Genomic DNA, 17,889 nt, shown 5'->3' with positions numbered 1-17,889 from the left:
GGCGTCAGCCCTGTATCTCGGGCGCGTACGTGCCGAAGCTCCAGATGTTGCCCTCGACGTCCCGGGCCATGTAGTCCCGCGAGCCGTACTCCTGGTCCGTCGGGGGCATCAGGACCTCAGCGCCGTGCTCCACGGCCCGCCGGTGGTGGGCGTCGACGTCGTCCACGACGACGTACACCCCGGCCGGGCCGGCGTCCTTCATCGCCGCGTCGAAGAGACCGCCGCGGCCCTTCGAGCCGAGCATCACCGCGCCGTTGCCCTGCACCAGCTCGGCGTGCAGCACCGAGCCGTCCTCGCCCTCGAACACCGACAGCTCGGAGAAGCCGAAGGCCTCCGTCAGCTGGCGGATCGCCGCTTTCGCGTCCCGGTACAGCACCGTCGGATAGATGCTGGGACGCCCACCGCTCGTGCCTGCCATGCCGATCACTCCCTTGTGATCCCAGCGCGATCCCTGACAAAACCGTCACTCACCCCCAGTCTGGCAGCGACCACCGACAACACCCCCGGACCGGGCACCGCGCGACCGGGACGCGGGACGCCCGCTCCGCTCTCCCGAGGTGCGAACCACCGCGGCCGCTGCCCGTGCGTCCAGACGTCCGACGCACCCGCCCCAGGAAGCGCTCCCGCACGCCGGCCGTCCCCCACGGCCGCCCCGGCGTCCGGCCCACCCCCGCACGGAGCCCGTGCCGCCCGACGCCCCCGAAATCCACCTGGCCATGTGGCAGACCGCACCACCCTCGCGCAGCGCTCCCACACCTCGCCCACGGGGCCGCCGGCCTGTCCACCCGCAAGCGGAGCCGGCCCCGCCCGCTCCCCGCCCGCGCCGCGCCACCGCGCCGCCGTGAAGATCGAACACCCGCACACAGAAAAAGTGCTTGCACTGCCCCGGTAGAATGGCCCCCATGGCCATTCTCCTCGCGCATTAGACGGCGGGAACGTCCTCAGCCGCCCATCCCGCCCCCACCCGCTCTGGAGTCTGTCCGTGATCTCCGCCTCCGGCATCGAGCTGCGCGCCGGTGCCCGCATCCTCATCGAGAACGCCTCCTTCCGCATCGCCAAGGGCGACCGCATCGGCCTGGTCGGGCGCAACGGCGCCGGCAAGACCACGCTGACCAAGGTCCTCGCCGGTGAGGGCATCCCCGCCGGAGGCCAGGTCACCCGTTCCGGCGAGGTCGGCTACCTCCCGCAGGACCCCCGCACCGGAGACCTCGACGTCCTCGCCCGCGACCGCATCCTCTCCGCCCGAGGGCTCGACGTACTGATCCGCAAGATGCGGGAGAACGAGCAGCGCATCGCCAACGGCGCGGGCGCCACCCGCGAGAAGGCCCTCAGGCAGTACGAGCGCCAGGAGACTGAGTTCCTCACCAAGGGCGGGTACTCCGCCGAGGCCGAGGCCTCCACCATCGCCGCCGCGCTCAACCTGCCCGACCGGGTGCTCGGTCAGCCCCTGCACACGCTCTCCGGCGGTCAGCGCCGCCGGGTCGAGCTGGCCCGGATCCTGTTCTCCGACGCGGACACCCTGCTACTCGACGAGCCGACGAACCACCTGGACGCCGACTCGATCGCCTGGCTGCGGGACTACCTGAAGACCTACCGCGGCGGCTTCATCGTCATCTCCCACGATGTCGAGCTGGTCGAGACGGTCGTCAACAAGGTGTTCTACCTGGACGCCAACCGCTCCCAGATCGACGTCTACAACATGGGCTGGAAGCTCTACCAGCAGCAGCGCGAGGCCGACGAGAAGCGCCGCAAGCGCGAGCGGCAGAACGCCGAGAAGAAGGCCGCCGCACTGCACTCGCAGGCCGACAAGATGCGCGCCAAGGCCACCAAGACGGTCGCCGCACAGAACATGGCCAAGCGGGCCGACCGGCTGCTCGCCGGGCTCGAGGCGGTACGGGCCTCCGACAAGGTCGCCAAGCTACGCTTCCCGGAGCCCGCGCCCTGCGGCAAGACGCCGCTGATGGCCGAGGGCCTGTCGAAGTCGTACGGCTCGCTGGAGATCTTCACCGACGTCGACCTGGCCATCGACAAGGGCTCCCGCGTCGTCATCCTCGGCCTCAACGGCGCCGGCAAGACCACCCTGCTGCGCCTGCTCGGCGGGGTGGAGAAGCCCGACACGGGCGAGGTGCGCCCCGGCCACGGCCTCAAGCTCGGCTACTACGCCCAGGAGCACGAGACCCTCGACCCGGAGCGCTCGGTCCTGGAGAACATGCGCTCCGCGGCCCCCGACCTCGACCTCGTCGAGGTCCGCAAGGTGCTCGGCTCGTTCCTGTTCTCCGGCGACGACGTCGACAAGCCGGCCGGTGTCCTGTCCGGCGGCGAGAAGACCCGGCTGGCGCTGGCCACCCTCGTGGTCTCCTCGGCCAACGTGCTGCTCCTCGACGAGCCCACGAACAACCTCGACCCGGCCAGCCGCGAGGAGATCCTCGGCGCCCTGCGCACCTACAAGGGCGCGGTCGTCCTCGTCACCCACGACGAGGGCGCCGTGCACGCGCTCCAGCCCGAGCGGATCATCCTGCTGCCCGACGGCGTCGAGGACCTGTGGGGCTCCGACTACGCGGACCTCGTCGCCCTGGCCTGATCGCACCGGCCTGATCGGAGGAGTGATCAACGGCGCATGGATCATTCGGCCTACCGGTGATCCATCATCTGTGTGAGATCTCCTCGTATCGAGGTGTGTCATACATCGATTTCGCGGCCGACCCCTTCGTCGACAGGGGTCGGCCGTCGTGCGTCCCTGACCTGGCACTTCACGGAAGAACCCGTTCGGCCGTACGAACACCCATCGCCGGAATTGCATCTTCCGTTTGTGGGGACGCGCTCCTGTCGTCAAAACCCTGTCGCACGGACCTTGCCGAATGGGTGGCCATCGGGGCCCGGAGGGGTGATCATGAGGGGACCAGAGCGCACTTCCCATGAGGAGGCACGGGTGGCCGAGACTCTGAAGAAGGGCAGCCGGGTAACCGGCGCCGCGCGCGACAAGCTCGCGGCAGACCTGAAGAAGAAGTACGACTCCGGTGCGAGCATCCGGGCATTGGCCGAGGAGACCGGCCGCTCGTATGGCTTTGTGCACCGGATGCTCAGCGAGTCGGGCGTCACGCTTCGTGGGCGTGGCGGAGCGACCCGCGGCAAGAAGGCCGCCTCGTCCTGACCCCGGGCGGCCCATCGGCTTCGATGGTGACCACCCGGTCGGTCTTCCGATCGGCCGGGTGGTTACTGTGCAGTCACTTAGCTGACCGCTAGCTGACCGCACTTATCGGAGGCGCCCCATGGCCACGCCCGACCAGGACCTCGTTCCCCTGCTCGACAAGGACGGCGTACGGCTCACCGTCGACGACGCACTCGCCACGGTGACGCTGACCAATCCGGCCAAGCGCAACGCGCAGAGCCCTGCGATGTGGCGCGCGCTGGCCGAAGCCGGTCGGCAGCTGCCGGGCTCCGTCCGTGTGGTCGTGCTGCGCGGCGAGGGCAAGTCCTTCTCCGCCGGCCTCGACCGGCAGATGTTCCTGCCCGAGGGGATCGAGGGCGAGCCGTCCTTCGTCGATCTCGCGCGCAGTGGCGACGCCGAACTCGACGCCGCCATCGCCGGGTTCCAGGAGGGCTTCACCTGGTGGCGGCGCAACGACCTCGTGTCGATCGCCGCCGTCCAGGGTCACGCCATCGGCGCGGGCTTCCAGCTGGCCCTCGCCTGTGACCTGCGCGTCGTCGCCGACGACGTGCAGTTCGCCATGCGCGAGACCAGCCTCGGCCTGGTACCGGACCTCACCGGCACGCACCCCCTCGTCTCCCTCGTGGGCTACGGCCGTGCCGTCGAGATCTGCCTGACCGGCCGCTTCGTCCACGCCCAGGAGGCGGTCGCCACCGGCCTCGCCAACGTCGCCGTGCCCGTCAGCGAACTGGACGCCACGGCCGGAGAGCTGGCCGCGGCGATCCTGGCCGCGCCACGCGACGCGGTCGTCGAGACGAAGACGCTGCTGCGCGGCGTCGGCGACAGGACGTACGACGAGCAGCGGGCGGCCGAGCGCGCCTCCCAGGCCCGCCGCCTGCGGGACCTGGCCGGCCTCGGAGAGTGAGCACGGTGCCGGTGGCGGGTCCGTGGGTCCGGCGGGTCCTGCGGGTCCGGTAGGCCTGGGTGGCCTGGGTGGCGTGGGGGGCGTTCAGCCCAGCGCGGTCACCAGCACCGCCACCGTCGGCTGACCCGTCAGCGCGTCCGACACCGCCGAGCGGACCTCCCGGGCCACCTCCAGCGCCCGGTGGTCCGCTCGGACCGCGATCTCCACGCGCGCGTGCCGCCGCGGCAGGGCGGCCGTCCCGTCCTGCCGCTCCTCCAGGCGCACCGCCCGCCCGAGCACGTCCGTCAGCGCGGACACCCCGGGCACCGCGAGCGCGGCCTCGGCGACCCGCGCCTCGTCGCCCTCCCGCGCCGCCCCGGCCGCCCGGGGCGATCGGCCGGACGCCGGCTCGGGTGCCGGCCGCTCGTCCCCCGTCTCCTCGTCGAGCAGCGCCGTCACCCGCAGGTCCACCTCGGCCACCACCAGCCCGAGTTGCTCCGTCGCCGCCACCGCCAGCGCCGTACGCAGCCGGGACGCGGTCGCGGGCAGCGGTTCCAGGTCCGCCGCCGCGAAGTCCGCCGTCACCCGCAACGGCCCCGGCGGCAGCGCGCTCGGCGGCGCCGGAACCACCGGCTCGTACGTCCGCTGAGGGTCCGCCACCGCGATCCGCAGCACGCCCAGGCGCACGCCGGGCAGCTCCCGTACCGCTCTGCGCAACACCGCCTCCGCCGCCTCCTCCGCGATCCACGCACCGTCCCGCGGCTCACCCAGGGGGAGCAGCCTGCCCAATCCGAGCTGTTCGCGCACTGCGCGCGTCCATCTGTCCGCCGTCATTCCTCCAGCCTGCCCCATCGATGGAGCGGAGACGGCCCACCGCGCTTACGGTGGCAGAAGGACGACGACCGAAAAGGACGTACGGCGATGAGTGAGACGACGGAACAGAGCAGGACGCAACTCCCGGACAGCGGCTCGGAGCCGTTGTCGACGCGGAAGGCGACCAGGCGCGGCGGCGGGGACCCGGGGTCCCGCGGGCGCACCACCATCGCCGACGGCGTCGTGGAGAAGATCGCCGGACTGGCGGCCCGCGACGTGGTCGGCGTGCACGCGATGGGCAGCGGCATGAGCCGCACCTTCGGCGCGGTGCGCGACCGCGTGCCGGGCGGCACGAAGTCCGTCACCCGCGGCGTCAAGGCCGAGGTCGGCGAGGTGCAGACCGCGCTCGACCTGGAGATCGTGGTCGACTACGGCGTGTCCATCACCGAGGTCTCCAGGGACGTGCGCGAGAACGTCATCGCGGCCGTCGAGCGGATGACCGGCCTCGAGGTGGTCGAGGTCAACATCGCGGTGAGCGACGTCAAGCTGCCCGAGGACGAGGACGAGGAGCCGGAGTCCCGGCTCCAGTGACAAGTCGGCCACCGGGCGACCGGGCCGCTGAGGGGAGTGCACCGTGAACATGGCCGTGGTGGGCATGATCGCCGGTATGGCGCTGGGCTTCGCCGGATACTTCGGCGGGTTCGGGGCCTTCCTGCTGGTGGCGGCGCTGGGCGCCGTCGGGTTCGTCGTCGGGCGGTTCATCGAGGGAGACCTGGAACTCGGCGACTTCTTCCGCACGCGCGACGACCGGCGCCGGTGACGTCCGTGACGCCGGTGAGTGAGAAGACCGGCGCGCCCGGCGCCCGCTCGACGGCGGTCCCGCCGGGGGAGCGGGGCGCCACCCGGATCGCCGACCGGGTCGTGGCGAAGATCGCCGCGCAGGCCGCGCGCGAGGCGGTGGGACCCCTGCCGCCCGACGCGTCCCGCCCGCACGCCACGGTGGTCGTGCACCACGACGCCGCTCACATCCGCGTCCACCTCGAACTCGGCTACCCGACCGACATCGGTCCGCGCTGTCATGCGGTGCGTCGTCATGTCACCGAGCGGGTAGGCGCGTTGGTGGGAATGGAGGTGCCGGAAGTCGCCGTCCAGGTCGAACGTCTGCATCTGACGGCGGAACACGGCGTGGCACACGGGAGGACGCCATGAGCGAGCCCCTGGGCTCCGAGGGCACCACACAACGACTGCCGGTCCTCGACAAGCCGGCCGAGGACGACGTACCCGCGCCCGCCCCCGCGCCGGGCAGCGGACGCTTCTGGTCGGCCCGCCGGGTGCCGGCGGCCGTCGTCGCGCTGCTGCTCGCCGCCCTGGCGGGCGTCCTCCTGTACGACGTCGCCGCGGTGCGCGCCGACCGGTCGGCCCTGTGGGTCCGCCGGGAGCTGACGCGGCAGCTCGCCGAACGGACGCTGGACGACATCTGGGTCCTCGTCGGCGCGGGCGTCGCCGCGGCCCTCGGCCTGTGGCTGATCCTCCTGGCCGTCACGCCGGGCCTGCGTGACGTCCTGCCGATGCGGCGGCCCCACCCCGACGTCCGCGCGGGACTCCACCGGGGCGCCGCCGCTCTGGTGCTGCGCGACCGGGCCATGGAGGTCGCCGGTGTGCAGTCGGTCCACGTGCGCGCCGGGCGCCGCCGGGCCGATGTGCGCGCGGTCTCCCACTTCCGCGACCTGGACGACGTACGCACGGAGCTGGACGCGGTGCTCGGCGACGCCGTCCGCGGCCTGGGCCTGGCCCGGCCGCCCGCGCTGTCCGTGCGGGTGCGCCGGCTCGGACGGAAGGGATGACGACGATGCTCAGGACCGTCAACCGCGTGGCTCTGGGACTGGTGGGCCTCGTCCTGCTGGCCGTCGGCGGCGCCGTGCTCGCCGTCGGCCTGGGCGCGAACCCGCCCTCCTGGTGGCTCCACGACGGCAGAAACGACGTTCTGCTCAGCACCGCCGAGCGCACCCGATGGCGGCACGAGGGCTGGTGGTGGCCGGTCGTCATCGCCGTGCTGACGGTGCTGGTCCTGCTCGCCCTGTGGTGGCTGGTCGCGGTCCTGCGCCGTCGCCGGCTCGGCGAGGTCCTCGTCGACACCGGCGACGGCGCGGGCGCCCTGCTGCGCGGCCGGGCCCTGGAGGGCGTCCTGGCCGGCGACGCGTCCCGCCTGGACGGCGTGTCCCACAGCCACGCCCATCTCACGGGCCGCAGGGACGCCCCCGAGGCCCACGTACGGCTCCTGCTGGAACCGCATGTGGACCCGGCCGTGGCTCTGGACCACCTGGCGAACGAGTCCCTGGCGCACGCGCGCGAGTCGGCGGCACTGGAGTCGCTTCCCGCGGAGGTCCGTCTGAGGACGGCCAAGCACAAGGCGGAACGGGTGAGCTGACGCCCCGGGGGAGGTCCTCAGAACCCGTGCCGCATCCCGCCGTCCACCGGAACCATGATGCCGGTCAGATAGGACGCGGCCGGCGACAGCAGGAAGGCCGCCACCCGCCCGAACTCCTCCGGCGCCCCGTACCGGCGCAGCGGGATCCGGGACTCGTGCGCGGCCCGGGTCGCCGCCGGATCGGCCGACAGCCCGTCCAGCTCGCGCACGCGGTCCGTGTCGATCCGGGCCGGCAGCAGTCCCACCACGCGGATCCCGCGCGGCCCCAGCTCGTCGGAGAGCGACTTGGCGAACCCGGCCAGCCCCGGCCGCAGCCCGTTGGAAATGGTCAGCCCCGGAATCGGCTCGTGCACCGACCCCGACAGGACGAACCCGATGACGCCCCCGGCCTTCAGTTCGGCGGCGGCCGCCCGTGCCAGCCGCACCGCGCCGAGGAACACCGACTCGAACGCCGTCTGCCACTGCTCGTCCGTGGTGTCCGCCACGAACCCGGGCGGCGGCCCGCCCACGCTCACCAGCACCCCGTCGAAGCGGCCGAAGGCCTCACGCGCGGTCGCGATCAGCCGCGCGGCCGCCTCGGGGTCGGCGTTGTCGACGGCCACCCCGACCGCGTCCGGCCCCAGCGCCTTCGCCGCCTCGGCGGCCCGCTCCTCGTCCCGCCCGGTGACGACCACCTTCGCGCCGTCCGCGACCAGCTCGCGCGCGGCGGCGTTGCCGAGGCCGCGGGTGGCCCCGGTGACGACGTACACCCGGTCCTTCAGTCCAAGATCCATGGTCCCTATCCTGCCTCCTCGCCCCCGTAGAGCGTGAGGGCGGTGTTGACGAGGCCGATGTGGCTGAACGCCTGCGGGTAGTTCCCGAGATGGCGGCCGGCCGTCGGGTCGTACTCCTCGGCCAGCAGCCCCACGTCGTTGGCCAGGGCCACCAGACGGTCGAACAGCTCCCGTGCCTCCTGGGTCCGGCCCGTCATGTGCAGGGCGTCCGCCAGCCAGAAGGAGCACGCCAGGAAGGTGCCCTCGTCACCGGGCAGGCCGTCGACGGCCTGCCCGGCGGTGCTGTAACGGCGCAGCAGACCGCTGTGCCCGAGTTCCTCACGGACGGCGTCTACGGTGCCGACCACCCGCGGGTCGTCGGGCGGCAGGAAGCCGACGCGCGGGATGAGCAGCAGGGAGGCGTCCAGTTCGCGCGATCCGTAGTGCTGGGTGAAGGTGTTGCGCTCGGGGTCGTAGCCCTTCTCGCACACCTCGCGGTGCACCTCCTCGCGCAGCGCCCGCCACCTCGCCACGTCACCGCTGAGCTGCGGGTAGCGCTCGACCGCGCGGACGGCGCGGTCGGCGGCCACCCACACCATCACCTTGGAGTGGACGAACTGACGTCGGCCACCACGCACCTCCCACAGCCCTTCGTCGGGCTGCCGCCAGTTGTCGCACAGCCAGTTCATCAGCGCGCTCTGCAGCGACCAGATGTGCGGCTTGGGTGACAGGCCGGAGGTGCGGGCCAGGGACAGCGAGTCCATCACCTCGCCGTAGACGTCCAGTTGGAGCTGGCTCACGGCGCCGTTGCCGATGCGTACGGGACGGGAGTCCGCGTAGCCGGACAGCCACGGCAGCTCGCACTCGGGCAGCCGGCGCTCGCCCGCGAGCCCGTACATGATCTGCAGGTCCGCCGGGTCGCCCGCGACGGCGCGCAGCAGCCAGTTCCGCCAGGCCTCGGCCTCCTCCGCGTAGCCGGCCGCCAGCAGGGCTCCGAGGGTGAGGGTGGAGTCGCGCAGCCAGCAGTAGCGGTAGTCCCAGTTGCGGACCCCGCCCACCTCCTCGGGCAGGGAGGTGGTGAGCGCGGCGGCGATGCCGCCCGTCGGTTCGTAGGTGAGGGCCTTGAGGGTGATGAGTGAGCGGACCACGGCGTCCCGGTGGGGACCGTCGTAGCGGCAGCGCGCCGACCAGGCCCGCCAGTCCTCGACGCTGGCCCGCAGCTCCTCGTACGGGTCGATGAGCGGCGGGCGCGCGTGGTGGGAGGGGTGCCAGGTCAGTACGAACGCGACCTTCTCGCCCGCGGCGACGGCGAACTCCGCGTGCGTGCCGAAGTCCTCGCCCCAGGTGTGCACCTCCGGCTCGCTGCGGAACCAGACCGCGTCCGGCCCGGCGACCGCCACCCGGTGGCCGTCGACCCGGCGCATCCAGGGGACGACCCAGCCGTAGTCGAAGCGCAGCCGCAGCGTGCTGCGGACGGTGACCCGCCCGCGCAGTCCCTCGACGACGCGTACGACGTCGGGGGCGGCGTGCCGCTGCGGCATCAGGTCGGTGACGCGGATCGCGCCGTCGTCCGTCTCCCACTCGGTGTCCAGGACGAGGGTGTCGGGGCGGTAGGCGCGGCGGGTGCAGTACTGCCCGTCGGCGTCCTTGGGCGCGATGCGCCAGTGGCCGTTCCCCTCGTCGCCCAGGAGGCGGGCGAAGCAGGCTCCGGAGTCGAAGCGGGGCAGGCACAGCCAGTCGACCGAGCCGTCCATGCCGACCAGGGCCGCGGTCTGTTCGTCGCCGATGACGGCGTAGTCCTCGATGCGGGGGTGCACGGGGTGCGGGTTCCCGGCGATACGGCAGGGCAATCGGGGCGGGGGCCGGGCGGGTGACACGGGGGCGGGATGTTCGGCCGACCGCGGCCCGGCGGCGGGGCCGAGCGGGGTCGGGACGCCCCGGGCGGATGGGTGTCCGGCGGTGGCTCAGACCGCCGCGGGCTGGTCCGTCTCCGCCGTCTCCGCCGTCTCCTTCGAGGCGGCGGCCTCCCTGCGGTCGCGCGTCTCCCGCCGGACCAGGACCACCCAGCCGATCGGTACGCCCGCCGAGAACAGCCACCACTGGATGGCGTAGGCGTAGTTGAGCGCGGCGTCCTCCTTGCCGGGCCGGCCGACCAGCTCGGGGGTGCCGTTCTTCGGTTCGGGCGCCGTCTGCGCGACATAGCCGCCGAGGACCCGCTCGCCGAGGCGCCGCGCCTCCCGCTCACTGTTGATCAGCATGACCTGCCGGTCCGGCAGCCCCTGGAGGTCCTTGATCCCGCTCGCCGCGGTCGTCTCGTCGGGCATCAGCCGCCCGGTCACGGTGATCTGCCCGGCGGGCGGCGCGGGGACCTCGGGGAACGTGGTCTGGGTGGGGGCGTCGGCGGGGATCCAGCCGCGGTTGACCAGCAGCACCCTGCCGTCCGTCAGGACGAAGGGGGTCAGGACGAGGAAACCGATCTCCTCGTCGCCGTTGACGCGCCGCCGGACGACGACCTCCCGCTCGGTGTCGAAGCGGCCCACGGCGGTCACGGACCGGTACCGCTGACCGGTGCCGACGGTGTGCCCCGGGGAGGTCAGCCGCTCCACCGGTACGGGGTCGGCGGTGAGCGCGTCGGACACCAGCTGATTGCGGGCGGTGCGCTCGTCGTATCGGTGCATCTGCCAGATGCCCAGCCTGATCATCGTGGGGATCAGGAGGAGGGCGACGAGCGTGATGATCACCCACTGCCGGGACAAAAGGAAGCGGTACACCCCACGACCGTACCTCCCGGTCGCGGGGTGTCCGCGCGTGGGGGCCCGCTTCAGACCCGGTCCACGATGCCCGCCTTTCCCTCCGCGCGGGCGCAGTGGGCACCGCAGAACCACTGCCCCTCGACCTCCACGCCCTGACCGATGATCTGCACCCGGCAGTGCTCGCAGATCGGTGCCATGCGGTGGATCGCACAGGAGAAGCAGTCGAAGACGTGCACCGCGCCCTGCGCGTGCACCTCGAAGGTCATGCCGTAGTTGTTGCCGCAGACTTCACATGTCGCCATGCGCCACAGGGTGGGCCGTCACCGCGGCGCGGGCCAGACGGTGCCGGGCGAGTCGCCCGCCAATCACCCGTCCGTACGGTCACTGCCGCGCGGCCGGCTCGACATCGCGCAGCAGCTGGCCGAACGCCGCCTCGTCCACCACCGGCGTGCCGAACTGGCGGGCCTTGACCACCTTGGAGGTGCCCGAGTCCGGGTCGTTGGTGACGAGCAGGCTGGTCAGCCGGGAGATCGACGTGGCCACGTGCAGTCCGGCCTCGGTCGCGCGGTCCTCCAGCAGCTCGCGCTCGATCGACGTGTCCCCGGAGAACGCGATCCGCATGCCCTGTTTGAGGCTTTTGCCGTCTTCGTACCGCCCGGGATTCGGGTAGGGGCACGCGGGCCGCTTGCGGGCCGGACGCCAGCTCGTGGGCCGGTAGCCGCCGGGGCCGGTCGCCTGCTGACCGATCCGCGGCGCGGGCCGGTCCTGCCACTCCGTCAGCGGCCGGCACTCGTGCAGCGGCAGCCGGACGCCGCCCGCCGCCGCGGCCCGCAGGCTCGGCCGGAACGCCTCCGCCAGCACGCGCGCGTCGTCCAGCGCGTGGTGCGCCCGCCGTTGGACGACACCGAAGTGGGCGGCCAGCGACTCCAGCTTGTGGTTGGGCAGCGGCAGGGCCAGCTCCTTGGAGAGCGCGATGGTGCACAGCCGCTGCCGCACCGGGGCCTCGCGCTTCGCGCGCGCGTACTCACGGGCGATCATCTGCCAGTCGAACACCGCGTTGTGCGCGACCAGCACCCGGCCGTCGAGCCGGTCCGCGAACTCCTGCGCCACGTCCTGGAAGAGGGGCGCGCCCTCCAGTGCCTCGCTCGTCAGACCGTGGATCCACACCGGGCCCGGGTCGCGCTCGGGGTTCACCAGCGTGTACCAGTGGTCCTCGACCTCACCGCGCGCGTCCAGCCGGTAGACGGCGGCGGAGATGATCCGGTCGTCGCGGGCCAGGCCGGTGGTCTCCACGTCAACGACCGCGTATCGCCGGGGATACGCGGTCGGCCACTCCGTGGGGGAGAACGCTGTGGGCGTACGGTCTTCGAGCATGGTCAATGAGGATACGGGCCACCACTGACAGCGGACGCACGCCTCCCACCCCACCGCCGGACGCACCACACGCGCGTGCGGGACGAAGCCGGACGGAAGACGCGGTGGGCGCACGGGCGTTCGGCACCGGCACCGGCTCGCGCGGGCCGACGCCCGCCACGCGGGCTCGATGCCGTCCGCGTCGGCGCCGCCCGTCTACGCCCAGCCCGCCGGGTCCGCTCCCCAGCGACCCGGCGGTCGCGCCCAGTCGCCGGGCCCGCCGTCGAAGGACACCGGCGGCAGCGCGTACCGCAGCCGTCCGATCGGGCTGTCGGTCTCGGCGAGCCAGGACTGCGGCGGGCCGCCGCCGCTACCTCCCGCACCGGGCTCGATGCCGTCCGTCAGCCAGGCCGCCGTCCGCGCCAACGACAGCCGTACGACACGGCCGTAGCCCTCGGACGACTGCTCCGTGAGGGCCCGCAGGACGGCCGCCGCCAGCAGGTAGCCGGTGCCGTGGTCGAGGGCCTGGGCCGGCAGCACGCCGGGGTGTCCCGGGCTGCCCTCGACGCCGCGATGCCGGTGGCGGCCTGCACCAGGCTGTCGAACCCGCGCCGCCCGGCCCACGGCCCGTACGCGCCCCACGCCGACAACTGCGCCACCACCAGCCCCGGCCGACGCTCGGTCAGCTCCCCGGCCGACAGCCCGAACCGGTCGAGGGCGCCCGGCCGGTACCCCGTGACGACGACGTCCGCCGCGGCCAGCAGCTCCTCGAAGGTCCGTCGGCCGGCGGCGAGGTCCAGCGTCGCCGACCGCTTCCCGAAGCCGGTGTCGGCGTGCTGGTCGGGCAGTTCGGGCAGTCGGGGGGCGTCGAGGCGGAGCACGTCCGCGCCCAGCAGGGCGAGGGTGCGGGTGGCGACCGGGCCCGCGATCACCCGGGTCAGGTCCAGGACGCGCAGCCCGGCGGCGGGCAGCAGGGGACTGCCGGTGAGCGGCGGGAGCACGCGCGCGCGTGCGCTGTCGAGGCGCTCGGTCTCGACGAGGGGCCGCCGGGCGAGCGCCGCCGCCTGCTCGTGCGCGGCCCACTCGGCGGGCGTACGCGCCGCGACGGCCAGGCCTCCGGCGGCGTACACCGTCTCCTCCACCTCCAGGGCGGACCGCTCGGCCAGGGCCGCCCCGACGGCGGCCGGGTCGTCGGGGAGGTCCAGCGCCCGCAGGAGACGTTCGCGGTGGTGCGGATAGTTGGCGTGCGCGCGCACCCAGCCGTCGGTGGTCCGCCAGAACCGTGACAGCGGCGCGAACGTGACCGGCGCCCGCCCGTCGACCAGCAGATGCCGCTCACTGGTGAACGCGGTGGCCACCGCCCCGTCGTCCAGACGCACCCGCGGCACCTCGGCGAGCCCGGCCCGCCTTGCCCCCAGCTCGGCCGCGGCCAGCGTGCACGCCCCGACCGAGGCCCGCGCCAGCTCCCGTACCGGAAGCCGGGCCGGGAGCGTGCCCCGCCGTACGACGGTCGACACGCGCGCCAGGAGGGCGGGATCGCCGCCCAGCGCGGACCAGGCGAACTCGATGTCGGTCATGACCGCACTATGCGTCATTGATGGAATCAATCCATGCGGCGGATCCGACGTGCTCGCCGCACACATCGATCGAAGACGCCGAAAGGCCGGGCGGATCACTCCGCCCGGCCTTCACGGACGTCCCGGCTATTTCACCGCACGCACGGACACCCTGGCTATTTCACCGCACGCACGGACATCCCGGCTACTTCACCGCACGCAGCGCGTTCACCACGCCGAAGCCGAAGAAGCCGTTGACGCGCTTGCCGCCCTCGCAGGTCGCGTCCACCACACCGTCACCGTTGCCGTCGTACGGCTCGGCCGGGCAGCCCGGGTTGTCGGCCTGCGCCTTGAGCAGCGCCTGGAGCGTCGCCGGAGAGGCCCACGGGTGGGTCGACTTCAGCAGCGCGGCCACCCCGGCCACGTGCGGGGAGGCCATCGAGGTGCCCTGGAGGAAGCCGTACGCGTTGTTCGGCATCGTCGACAGGATGCGGCCGTTGGCCGACGGGGTCTCCGGGATCTGGTACCGGTCGCCGCCCGGCGCCGCCACGTCGACCGCGCCCAGACCGTACGTGGAGTAGTACGACTTGGTGCCCTTGACGCCCGTCGCGCTCACCGTGACGACCCCCGGCAGCTGGGTCGGCACGTCGAAGCACTCGTGCGGGTCGATCGTCCGCGTCACCGGAGTGGAGTCGTCGGGGCTGGAGGAGTCGACGATCGCGTCGGAGTCCAGGTCGTGATTGGAGTTGCCCGCCGAGGCGACGTTGAGCGTGCCCTTCTTCTGGGCGTACAGCTGCGCCCGGTTGACCGCGTCGACGATGGCCTTCTGGTCGGGGTCGTCCATGCAGTTGTACAGCCACGGGTCCACGTAGTAGCTGTTGTTCGTGATCTCGACACCGTGGTCGGCGGCGAACACGAAGGCGCAGACGACGTTCTCCGGGTAGAAGAGACCGTCCTTGGGGTCGCTCACCTTGATGCTGGACACCTTCACGCCGGGCGCCACACCGGCCACGCCGATGCCGTTGCGGGCCGCCGCGATCTCACCGGCCACGTGCGTGCCGTGGTAGTCGTCCGCGGTGTACGGGCGCCAGGCCCCCTCGGCGGTGTCCGCCACGCCACCCACGCAGTTGGCCGACTGGGCGGCGGAGAAGTTCGGGGCGAGATCGGGGTGGGTGTCGTCGACGCCGGTGTCGATGACGGCGACGGTCACCTTCTTGCTGCCCGGGTTGATCTCGGCGGCCTTGTCGGCGCCGATCGCGCGCAGGTCCCACTGGTCGGCCTCGAGGGGCTCGCTCGCGCCCGCCGCGGCGGACGCGCTCGCCGTCTTCGCGGCCTCGGCCGCGGATATCAGCTTCGCGGCGCCCTCGTCGGTCGTTCCCGCGAGACTCAGCGGCGCGGTGCGGGTCGCACCCGCCGACTGCACCCCGCGCACCGCGCGTATCTGGGCGCCGAAGTCGGGGTTCGCCGAGTGCACGACGATGACGCCGATCTTCGCGTAGGTCGCGACGACAGTGCCGTCGGCCGCGGCGATCGCCTTCTTCACCGACTCGATCGTGCGGTGGTCCACCTTGGTGTTGACGACGTACGCCAGCGTTCCGGCGGTTGCCGTCTGGGTGGCCGGAGCCGTGACCGGAGCCGCCGAGGCCGCCGTCGGCAGGAAGCCGAGGGAGGCGGTCAGCGACAGCACGACGGGCACCGCGAGGGCGAGGCGGCGTCTGGAAGGCAGATGAGCCATGGGGTCTCCACATCATCCGGAAGCGAGACCTGCCCGGACACGGGTTGTGCCTGGACAGGTACATGACGGGTGGTGCTCGCCCGAAACTATCTCCCCGACTCGTCGCCCAGCAATGACCTTCGGCAGGTGAGTTCACCGGCCATGACCTACGGCGGGCGCCGCTCGTTGGCCATGAGCTGCCGAGGTCGCTTCGGAAACCCGTGCGAGGTGTTGAACCCGTCGTCGTGCGCCGCCGTGACCTTGGGCAGGGACGGCGAGGACACCCGCCGTCCCCTTTGACCACCACATCCGCAACGCGAGGAGACTCCGTGGCCACCGAGACACCGCCCCCCTCGAAATCCCCAGCCCAACTCCCCTCCACCCAGGAGTTCGTCGCGGTGCAGGAGAGCGCGGAGTTCGGTGAACTGCGCCGTTCCTACCGCGGCTTCGCCTTCCCGCTGACCGTCGCCTTCATCGCCTGGTACCTGCTGTACGTCCTGCTGTCCAACTACGCGGGCGACTTCATGGGCACCAAGCTCTTCGGCAACATCAACGTCGCCATGGCGTTCGGGCTCGCCCAGTTCCTCACCACGTTCCTCATCGCCTGGTGGTACTCGCGGCACGCCGCCGCGAAGCTCGACCCCAAGGCCGAGGCGATCAAGTCCCGGATGGAGGGCCACGCATGATGACCGCACAGCAGACTCTTCTCGCCGCCGACCTCGCGGCCAACGAGGCCAGCGAGCACCGGCCGCTCATCATCACGCTGTTCGGCCTGTTCGTCGTGGCGACGCTCATCATCACCGTCTGGGCGGGCCGCCAGACCAAGGACGCGGCCGACTTCTACGCGGGCGGACGCCAGTTCAGCGCCTTCCAGAACGGCCTCGCCGTCTCCGGCGACTACATGTCGGCCGCCTCGTTCCTCGGCATCGCCGGCGCCATCGCCCTCTTCGGCTACGACGGCTTCCTGTACTCCATCGGCTTCCTGGTCGCCTGGCTGGTGGCCCTCCTGCTGGTGGCCGAGCCGCTGCGCAACTCCGGCCGCTACACGATGGGCGACGTCCTCGCCTACCGGATGCGCCAGCGCCCGGTCCGTACGGCCGCCGGCACCTCCACGATCGTCGTCTCGATCTTCTACCTGCTGGCCCAGATGGCGGGCGCGGGCGTCCTCGTCTCCCTGCTGCTCGGCATCACCTCCGACGCGGGCAAGATCGCCATCGTCGCCCTGGTCGGCCTCCTGATGGTCGTGTACGTCTCCATCGGCGGCATGAAGGGAACCACCTGGGTACAGATGGTCAAGGCGGTGCTGCTCATCACCGGCACCCTCCTGATCACCTTCCTGGTGCTGCTGAAGTTCGACTTCAACATCTCCGACCTGCTCGGCAGCGCCGCCGAGAACAGCGGCAAGGGCACGGCCTTCCTGGAACCGGGCCTCCAGTACGGCGCCACCGGCACCTCCAAGCTGGACTTCATCTCCCTGGGCGTCGCCCTGGTCCTGGGCACCGCCGGCCTGCCGCACATCCTGATCCGCTTCTACACGGTGCCCAACGCCAAGGCCGCCCGGAAGTCCGTGAACTGGGCGATCGGCATCATCGGCAGCTTCTACCTGATGACCATCGCGCTCGGCTTCGGCGCCGCCGCCCTGATCTCGCAGGAAGAGATCATCGCGTCCAACCCGTCCGGCAACACGGCGGCACCCCTGCTCGCCCTGCACCTGGGCGGCGTCGACTCGGCCTGGGGCGCCATCCTGCTCGCCACGATCTCGGCGGTGGCCTTCGCGACGATCCTCGCCGTGGTCGCCGGCCTCACCCTCGCGTCCTCGTCGTCCTTCGCGCACGACATCTACGCCAACGTCATCCGCAAGGGAGAGGCGACCGGCGCGGAGGAGGTCCGCGCGGCCCGCTGGGCGACCGTCTTCATCGGCATCGTCTCCATCGGCCTGGGCGCCCTCGCACGCGACCTCAACGTGGCCGGCCTGGTCGCGCTGGCCTTCGCGGTCGCCGCCTCCGCCAACCTGCCGACCATCCTCTACAGCCTGTTCTGGAAGCGGTTCACCACCCAGGGCGCCCTGTGGTCCATCTACGGCGGCCTGATCGTGGCGGTCGGCCTGGTGCTGTTCTCGCCCGTGGTCTCCGGCGACCCCAAGGCGATGTTCCCCGACGTCGACTTCGCCTGGTTCCCGCTGAAGAACCCCGGCATCATCTCCATCCCCTTCGGCTTCCTGATGGGCTTCCTCGGCACCGTCCTCACCAAGGAGAAGGCCGACACCGGCAAGTACGCGGAGCTGGAGGTCCGGTCCCTGACCGGCACCGGCGCACACTGACGCACACCGTCGAAAGGGGCCGCGTCGCAGGCGATCCGTAGATCCCTACGACGCGGCCCCTTCGTGCCTCGTGGAAACCGGGCCCCCTGGTTGTCGGTGCGGTCACGTAGGCTCACAGGTGACGGAAGACTTGCGATCCGCTACGCGG

At 72.3% G+C, this 17,889-nt stretch carries 18 protein-coding genes and 1 pseudogene; 10 read left to right on the top strand and 9 right to left on the bottom strand.

Annotated features, from left to right (window positions below):
* Window positions 1-4: 4 nt before the first annotated feature.
* Entirely contained in the window at window positions 5-418 is a 414-nt protein-coding gene (locus tag BM536_RS21380) for a VOC family protein (RefSeq protein ID WP_073497494.1), read from the bottom strand.
* Between the two features lie 564 nt (window positions 419-982).
* Between BM536_RS21380 and BM536_RS21375 the strand changes: the two genes are divergently transcribed.
* The 3 genes from BM536_RS21375 (at window position 983) to BM536_RS21360 (ending at window position 4,073) form a co-directional block, all read left to right on the top strand.
* On the top strand, window positions 983-2,581 hold the full coding sequence (locus BM536_RS21375) for an ABC-F family ATP-binding cassette domain-containing protein (protein WP_073499190.1): 1,599 nt from the start codon (window positions 983-985) through the stop codon (window positions 2,579-2,581).
* Window positions 2,582-2,929: 348 nt separating this feature from the next.
* A complete protein-coding gene (locus tag BM536_RS21365; protein ID WP_004002281.1) occupies window positions 2,930-3,151 on the top strand; it encodes a helix-turn-helix domain-containing protein in 222 nt (73 codons plus the stop codon).
* A gap of 118 nt (window positions 3,152-3,269) precedes the next feature.
* Window positions 3,270-4,073 carry an enoyl-CoA hydratase/isomerase family protein gene (locus BM536_RS21360; RefSeq protein WP_094103344.1) on the top strand — a complete coding sequence of 268 codons (804 nt, stop codon included), beginning with the start codon at window positions 3,270-3,272 and terminating at the stop codon, window positions 4,071-4,073.
* An 84-nt stretch (window positions 4,074-4,157) separates the two neighbouring features.
* On the opposite strand, the gene BM536_RS21355 is transcribed toward BM536_RS21360, so the two are convergent.
* Window positions 4,158-4,886, bottom strand: a complete 729-nt coding sequence (locus tag BM536_RS21355) for an Asp23/Gls24 family envelope stress response protein (protein ID WP_094103343.1) — start codon at window positions 4,884-4,886, stop codon at window positions 4,158-4,160.
* Between the two features lie 87 nt (window positions 4,887-4,973).
* On the opposite strand from BM536_RS21355, the gene BM536_RS21350 reads away from it, so the two are divergent.
* Genes BM536_RS21350 through amaP form a run of 5 tightly spaced genes read left to right on the top strand, consistent with a single transcriptional unit; the run spans window position 4,974 to window position 7,293 of the window.
* Window positions 4,974-5,456: an Asp23/Gls24 family envelope stress response protein gene (locus BM536_RS21350; protein ID WP_073499198.1), complete on the top strand. Its 483-nt coding sequence runs from the start codon at window positions 4,974-4,976 to the stop codon at window positions 5,454-5,456.
* A 43-nt stretch (window positions 5,457-5,499) separates the two neighbouring features.
* A complete protein-coding gene (locus BM536_RS21345; RefSeq protein ID WP_073499200.1) occupies window positions 5,500-5,685 on the top strand; it encodes a hypothetical protein in 186 nt (61 codons plus the stop codon).
* Window positions 5,686-5,690: 5 nt separating this feature from the next.
* On the top strand, window positions 5,691-6,074 hold the full coding sequence (locus tag BM536_RS21340; RefSeq protein ID WP_094103510.1) for an Asp23/Gls24 family envelope stress response protein: 384 nt from the start codon (window positions 5,691-5,693) through the stop codon (window positions 6,072-6,074).
* Window positions 6,071-6,709, top strand: a complete 639-nt coding sequence (locus BM536_RS21335; RefSeq protein ID WP_094103342.1) for a DUF6286 domain-containing protein — start codon at window positions 6,071-6,073, stop codon at window positions 6,707-6,709. Before BM536_RS21340 ends, BM536_RS21335 begins: the two co-directional genes overlap by 4 nt.
* The gene (gene amaP, locus BM536_RS21330; RefSeq protein WP_211362921.1) at window positions 6,706-7,293 is read left to right on the top strand and encodes an alkaline shock response membrane anchor protein AmaP; all 588 of its coding nucleotides are present in this window, start codon (window positions 6,706-6,708) and stop codon (window positions 7,291-7,293) included. Before BM536_RS21335 ends, amaP begins: the two co-directional genes overlap by 4 nt.
* 17 nt (window positions 7,294-7,310) lie before the next feature.
* On the opposite strand, the gene BM536_RS21325 is transcribed toward amaP, so the two are convergent.
* The 7 genes and pseudogenes from BM536_RS21325 to BM536_RS21295 all read right to left on the bottom strand — a co-directional run bounded on the left by BM536_RS21325 (window position 7,311) and on the right by BM536_RS21295 (window position 15,442).
* Window positions 7,311-8,066 carry an SDR family oxidoreductase gene (locus tag BM536_RS21325; protein WP_073499202.1) on the bottom strand — a complete coding sequence of 252 codons (756 nt, stop codon included), beginning with the start codon at window positions 8,064-8,066 and terminating at the stop codon, window positions 7,311-7,313.
* A 5-nt stretch (window positions 8,067-8,071) separates the two neighbouring features.
* Complete coding sequence (locus tag BM536_RS21320) at window positions 8,072-9,862, bottom strand: glycoside hydrolase family 15 protein (RefSeq protein ID WP_094103341.1); 1,791 nt, start codon at window positions 9,860-9,862, stop codon at window positions 8,072-8,074.
* Window positions 9,863-10,009: 147 nt separating this feature from the next.
* Complete coding sequence (locus BM536_RS21315) at window positions 10,010-10,816, bottom strand: SURF1 family cytochrome oxidase biogenesis protein (RefSeq protein ID WP_073496548.1); 807 nt, start codon at window positions 10,814-10,816, stop codon at window positions 10,010-10,012.
* Window positions 10,817-10,866: 50 nt separating this feature from the next.
* Complete coding sequence (locus BM536_RS21310) at window positions 10,867-11,100, bottom strand: hypothetical protein (protein ID WP_073496546.1); 234 nt, start codon at window positions 11,098-11,100, stop codon at window positions 10,867-10,869.
* A gap of 79 nt (window positions 11,101-11,179) precedes the next feature.
* Window positions 11,180-12,172 carry a DEDDh family exonuclease gene (locus BM536_RS21305; RefSeq protein ID WP_094103340.1) on the bottom strand — a complete coding sequence of 331 codons (993 nt, stop codon included), beginning with the start codon at window positions 12,170-12,172 and terminating at the stop codon, window positions 11,180-11,182.
* 195 nt (window positions 12,173-12,367) lie between these two features.
* Window positions 12,368-13,728 (bottom strand): annotated as a pseudogene (locus tag BM536_RS21300) (CoA transferase).
* Window positions 13,729-13,912: 184 nt separating this feature from the next.
* Window positions 13,913-15,442, bottom strand: coding sequence for a S8 family peptidase (locus tag BM536_RS21295; protein ID WP_094103339.1), 1,530 nt, complete (start codon window positions 15,440-15,442; stop codon window positions 13,913-13,915).
* Window positions 15,443-15,750: 308 nt separating this feature from the next.
* On the opposite strand from BM536_RS21295, the gene BM536_RS21290 reads away from it, so the two are divergent.
* Together BM536_RS21290 and BM536_RS21285 are read left to right on the top strand one after the other, a co-directional pair.
* The gene (locus BM536_RS21290; protein ID WP_073496542.1) at window positions 15,751-16,107 is read left to right on the top strand and encodes a DUF485 domain-containing protein; all 357 of its coding nucleotides are present in this window, start codon (window positions 15,751-15,753) and stop codon (window positions 16,105-16,107) included.
* Window positions 16,104-17,741 (top strand): solute symporter family protein, encoded by a 1,638-nt coding sequence (locus tag BM536_RS21285; RefSeq protein WP_073496540.1) that lies wholly within the window; start codon window positions 16,104-16,106, stop codon window positions 17,739-17,741. Before BM536_RS21290 ends, BM536_RS21285 begins: the two co-directional genes overlap by 4 nt.
* Window positions 17,742-17,889: the final 148 nt, after the last annotated feature.

Source organism: Streptomyces phaeoluteigriseus (genome assembly GCF_001896135.2).
GTDB classification, from domain to species: Bacteria; Actinomycetota; Actinomycetes; order Streptomycetales; family Streptomycetaceae; genus Streptomyces; species Streptomyces phaeoluteigriseus.
The sequence above is the reverse complement of the archived record's forward strand: the minus strand, read 5'-3'. Positions and strand labels throughout refer to the sequence as shown.

What these genes read in the sequence shown, in the direction of transcription:
- BM536_RS21380 (WP_073497494.1), bottom strand. Translation starts at nt 418, where the DNA reads ATGGCAGGCACGAGCGGTGGGCGTCCCAGCATCTATCCGACGGTGCTG.
- BM536_RS21360 (WP_094103344.1), top strand. Translation starts at nt 3,270, where the DNA reads ATGGCCACGCCCGACCAGGACCTCGTTCCCCTGCTCGACAAGGACGGC.
- BM536_RS21355 (WP_094103343.1), bottom strand. Translation starts at nt 4,886, where the DNA reads ATGACGGCGGACAGATGGACGCGCGCAGTGCGCGAACAGCTCGGATTG.
- BM536_RS21350 (WP_073499198.1), top strand. Translation starts at nt 4,974, where the DNA reads ATGAGTGAGACGACGGAACAGAGCAGGACGCAACTCCCGGACAGCGGC.
- BM536_RS21335 (WP_094103342.1), top strand. Translation starts at nt 6,071, where the DNA reads ATGAGCGAGCCCCTGGGCTCCGAGGGCACCACACAACGACTGCCGGTC.
- amaP (WP_211362921.1), top strand. Translation starts at nt 6,706, where the DNA reads ATGACGACGATGCTCAGGACCGTCAACCGCGTGGCTCTGGGACTGGTG.
- BM536_RS21325 (WP_073499202.1), bottom strand. Translation starts at nt 8,066, where the DNA reads ATGGATCTTGGACTGAAGGACCGGGTGTACGTCGTCACCGGGGCCACC.
- BM536_RS21310 (WP_073496546.1), bottom strand. Translation starts at nt 11,100, where the DNA reads ATGGCGACATGTGAAGTCTGCGGCAACAACTACGGCATGACCTTCGAG.
- BM536_RS21305 (WP_094103340.1), bottom strand. Translation starts at nt 12,172, where the DNA reads ATGCTCGAAGACCGTACGCCCACAGCGTTCTCCCCCACGGAGTGGCCG.
- BM536_RS21295 (WP_094103339.1), bottom strand. Translation starts at nt 15,442, where the DNA reads ATGGCTCATCTGCCTTCCAGACGCCGCCTCGCCCTCGCGGTGCCCGTC.
- BM536_RS21285 (WP_073496540.1), top strand. Translation starts at nt 16,104, where the DNA reads ATGATGACCGCACAGCAGACTCTTCTCGCCGCCGACCTCGCGGCCAAC.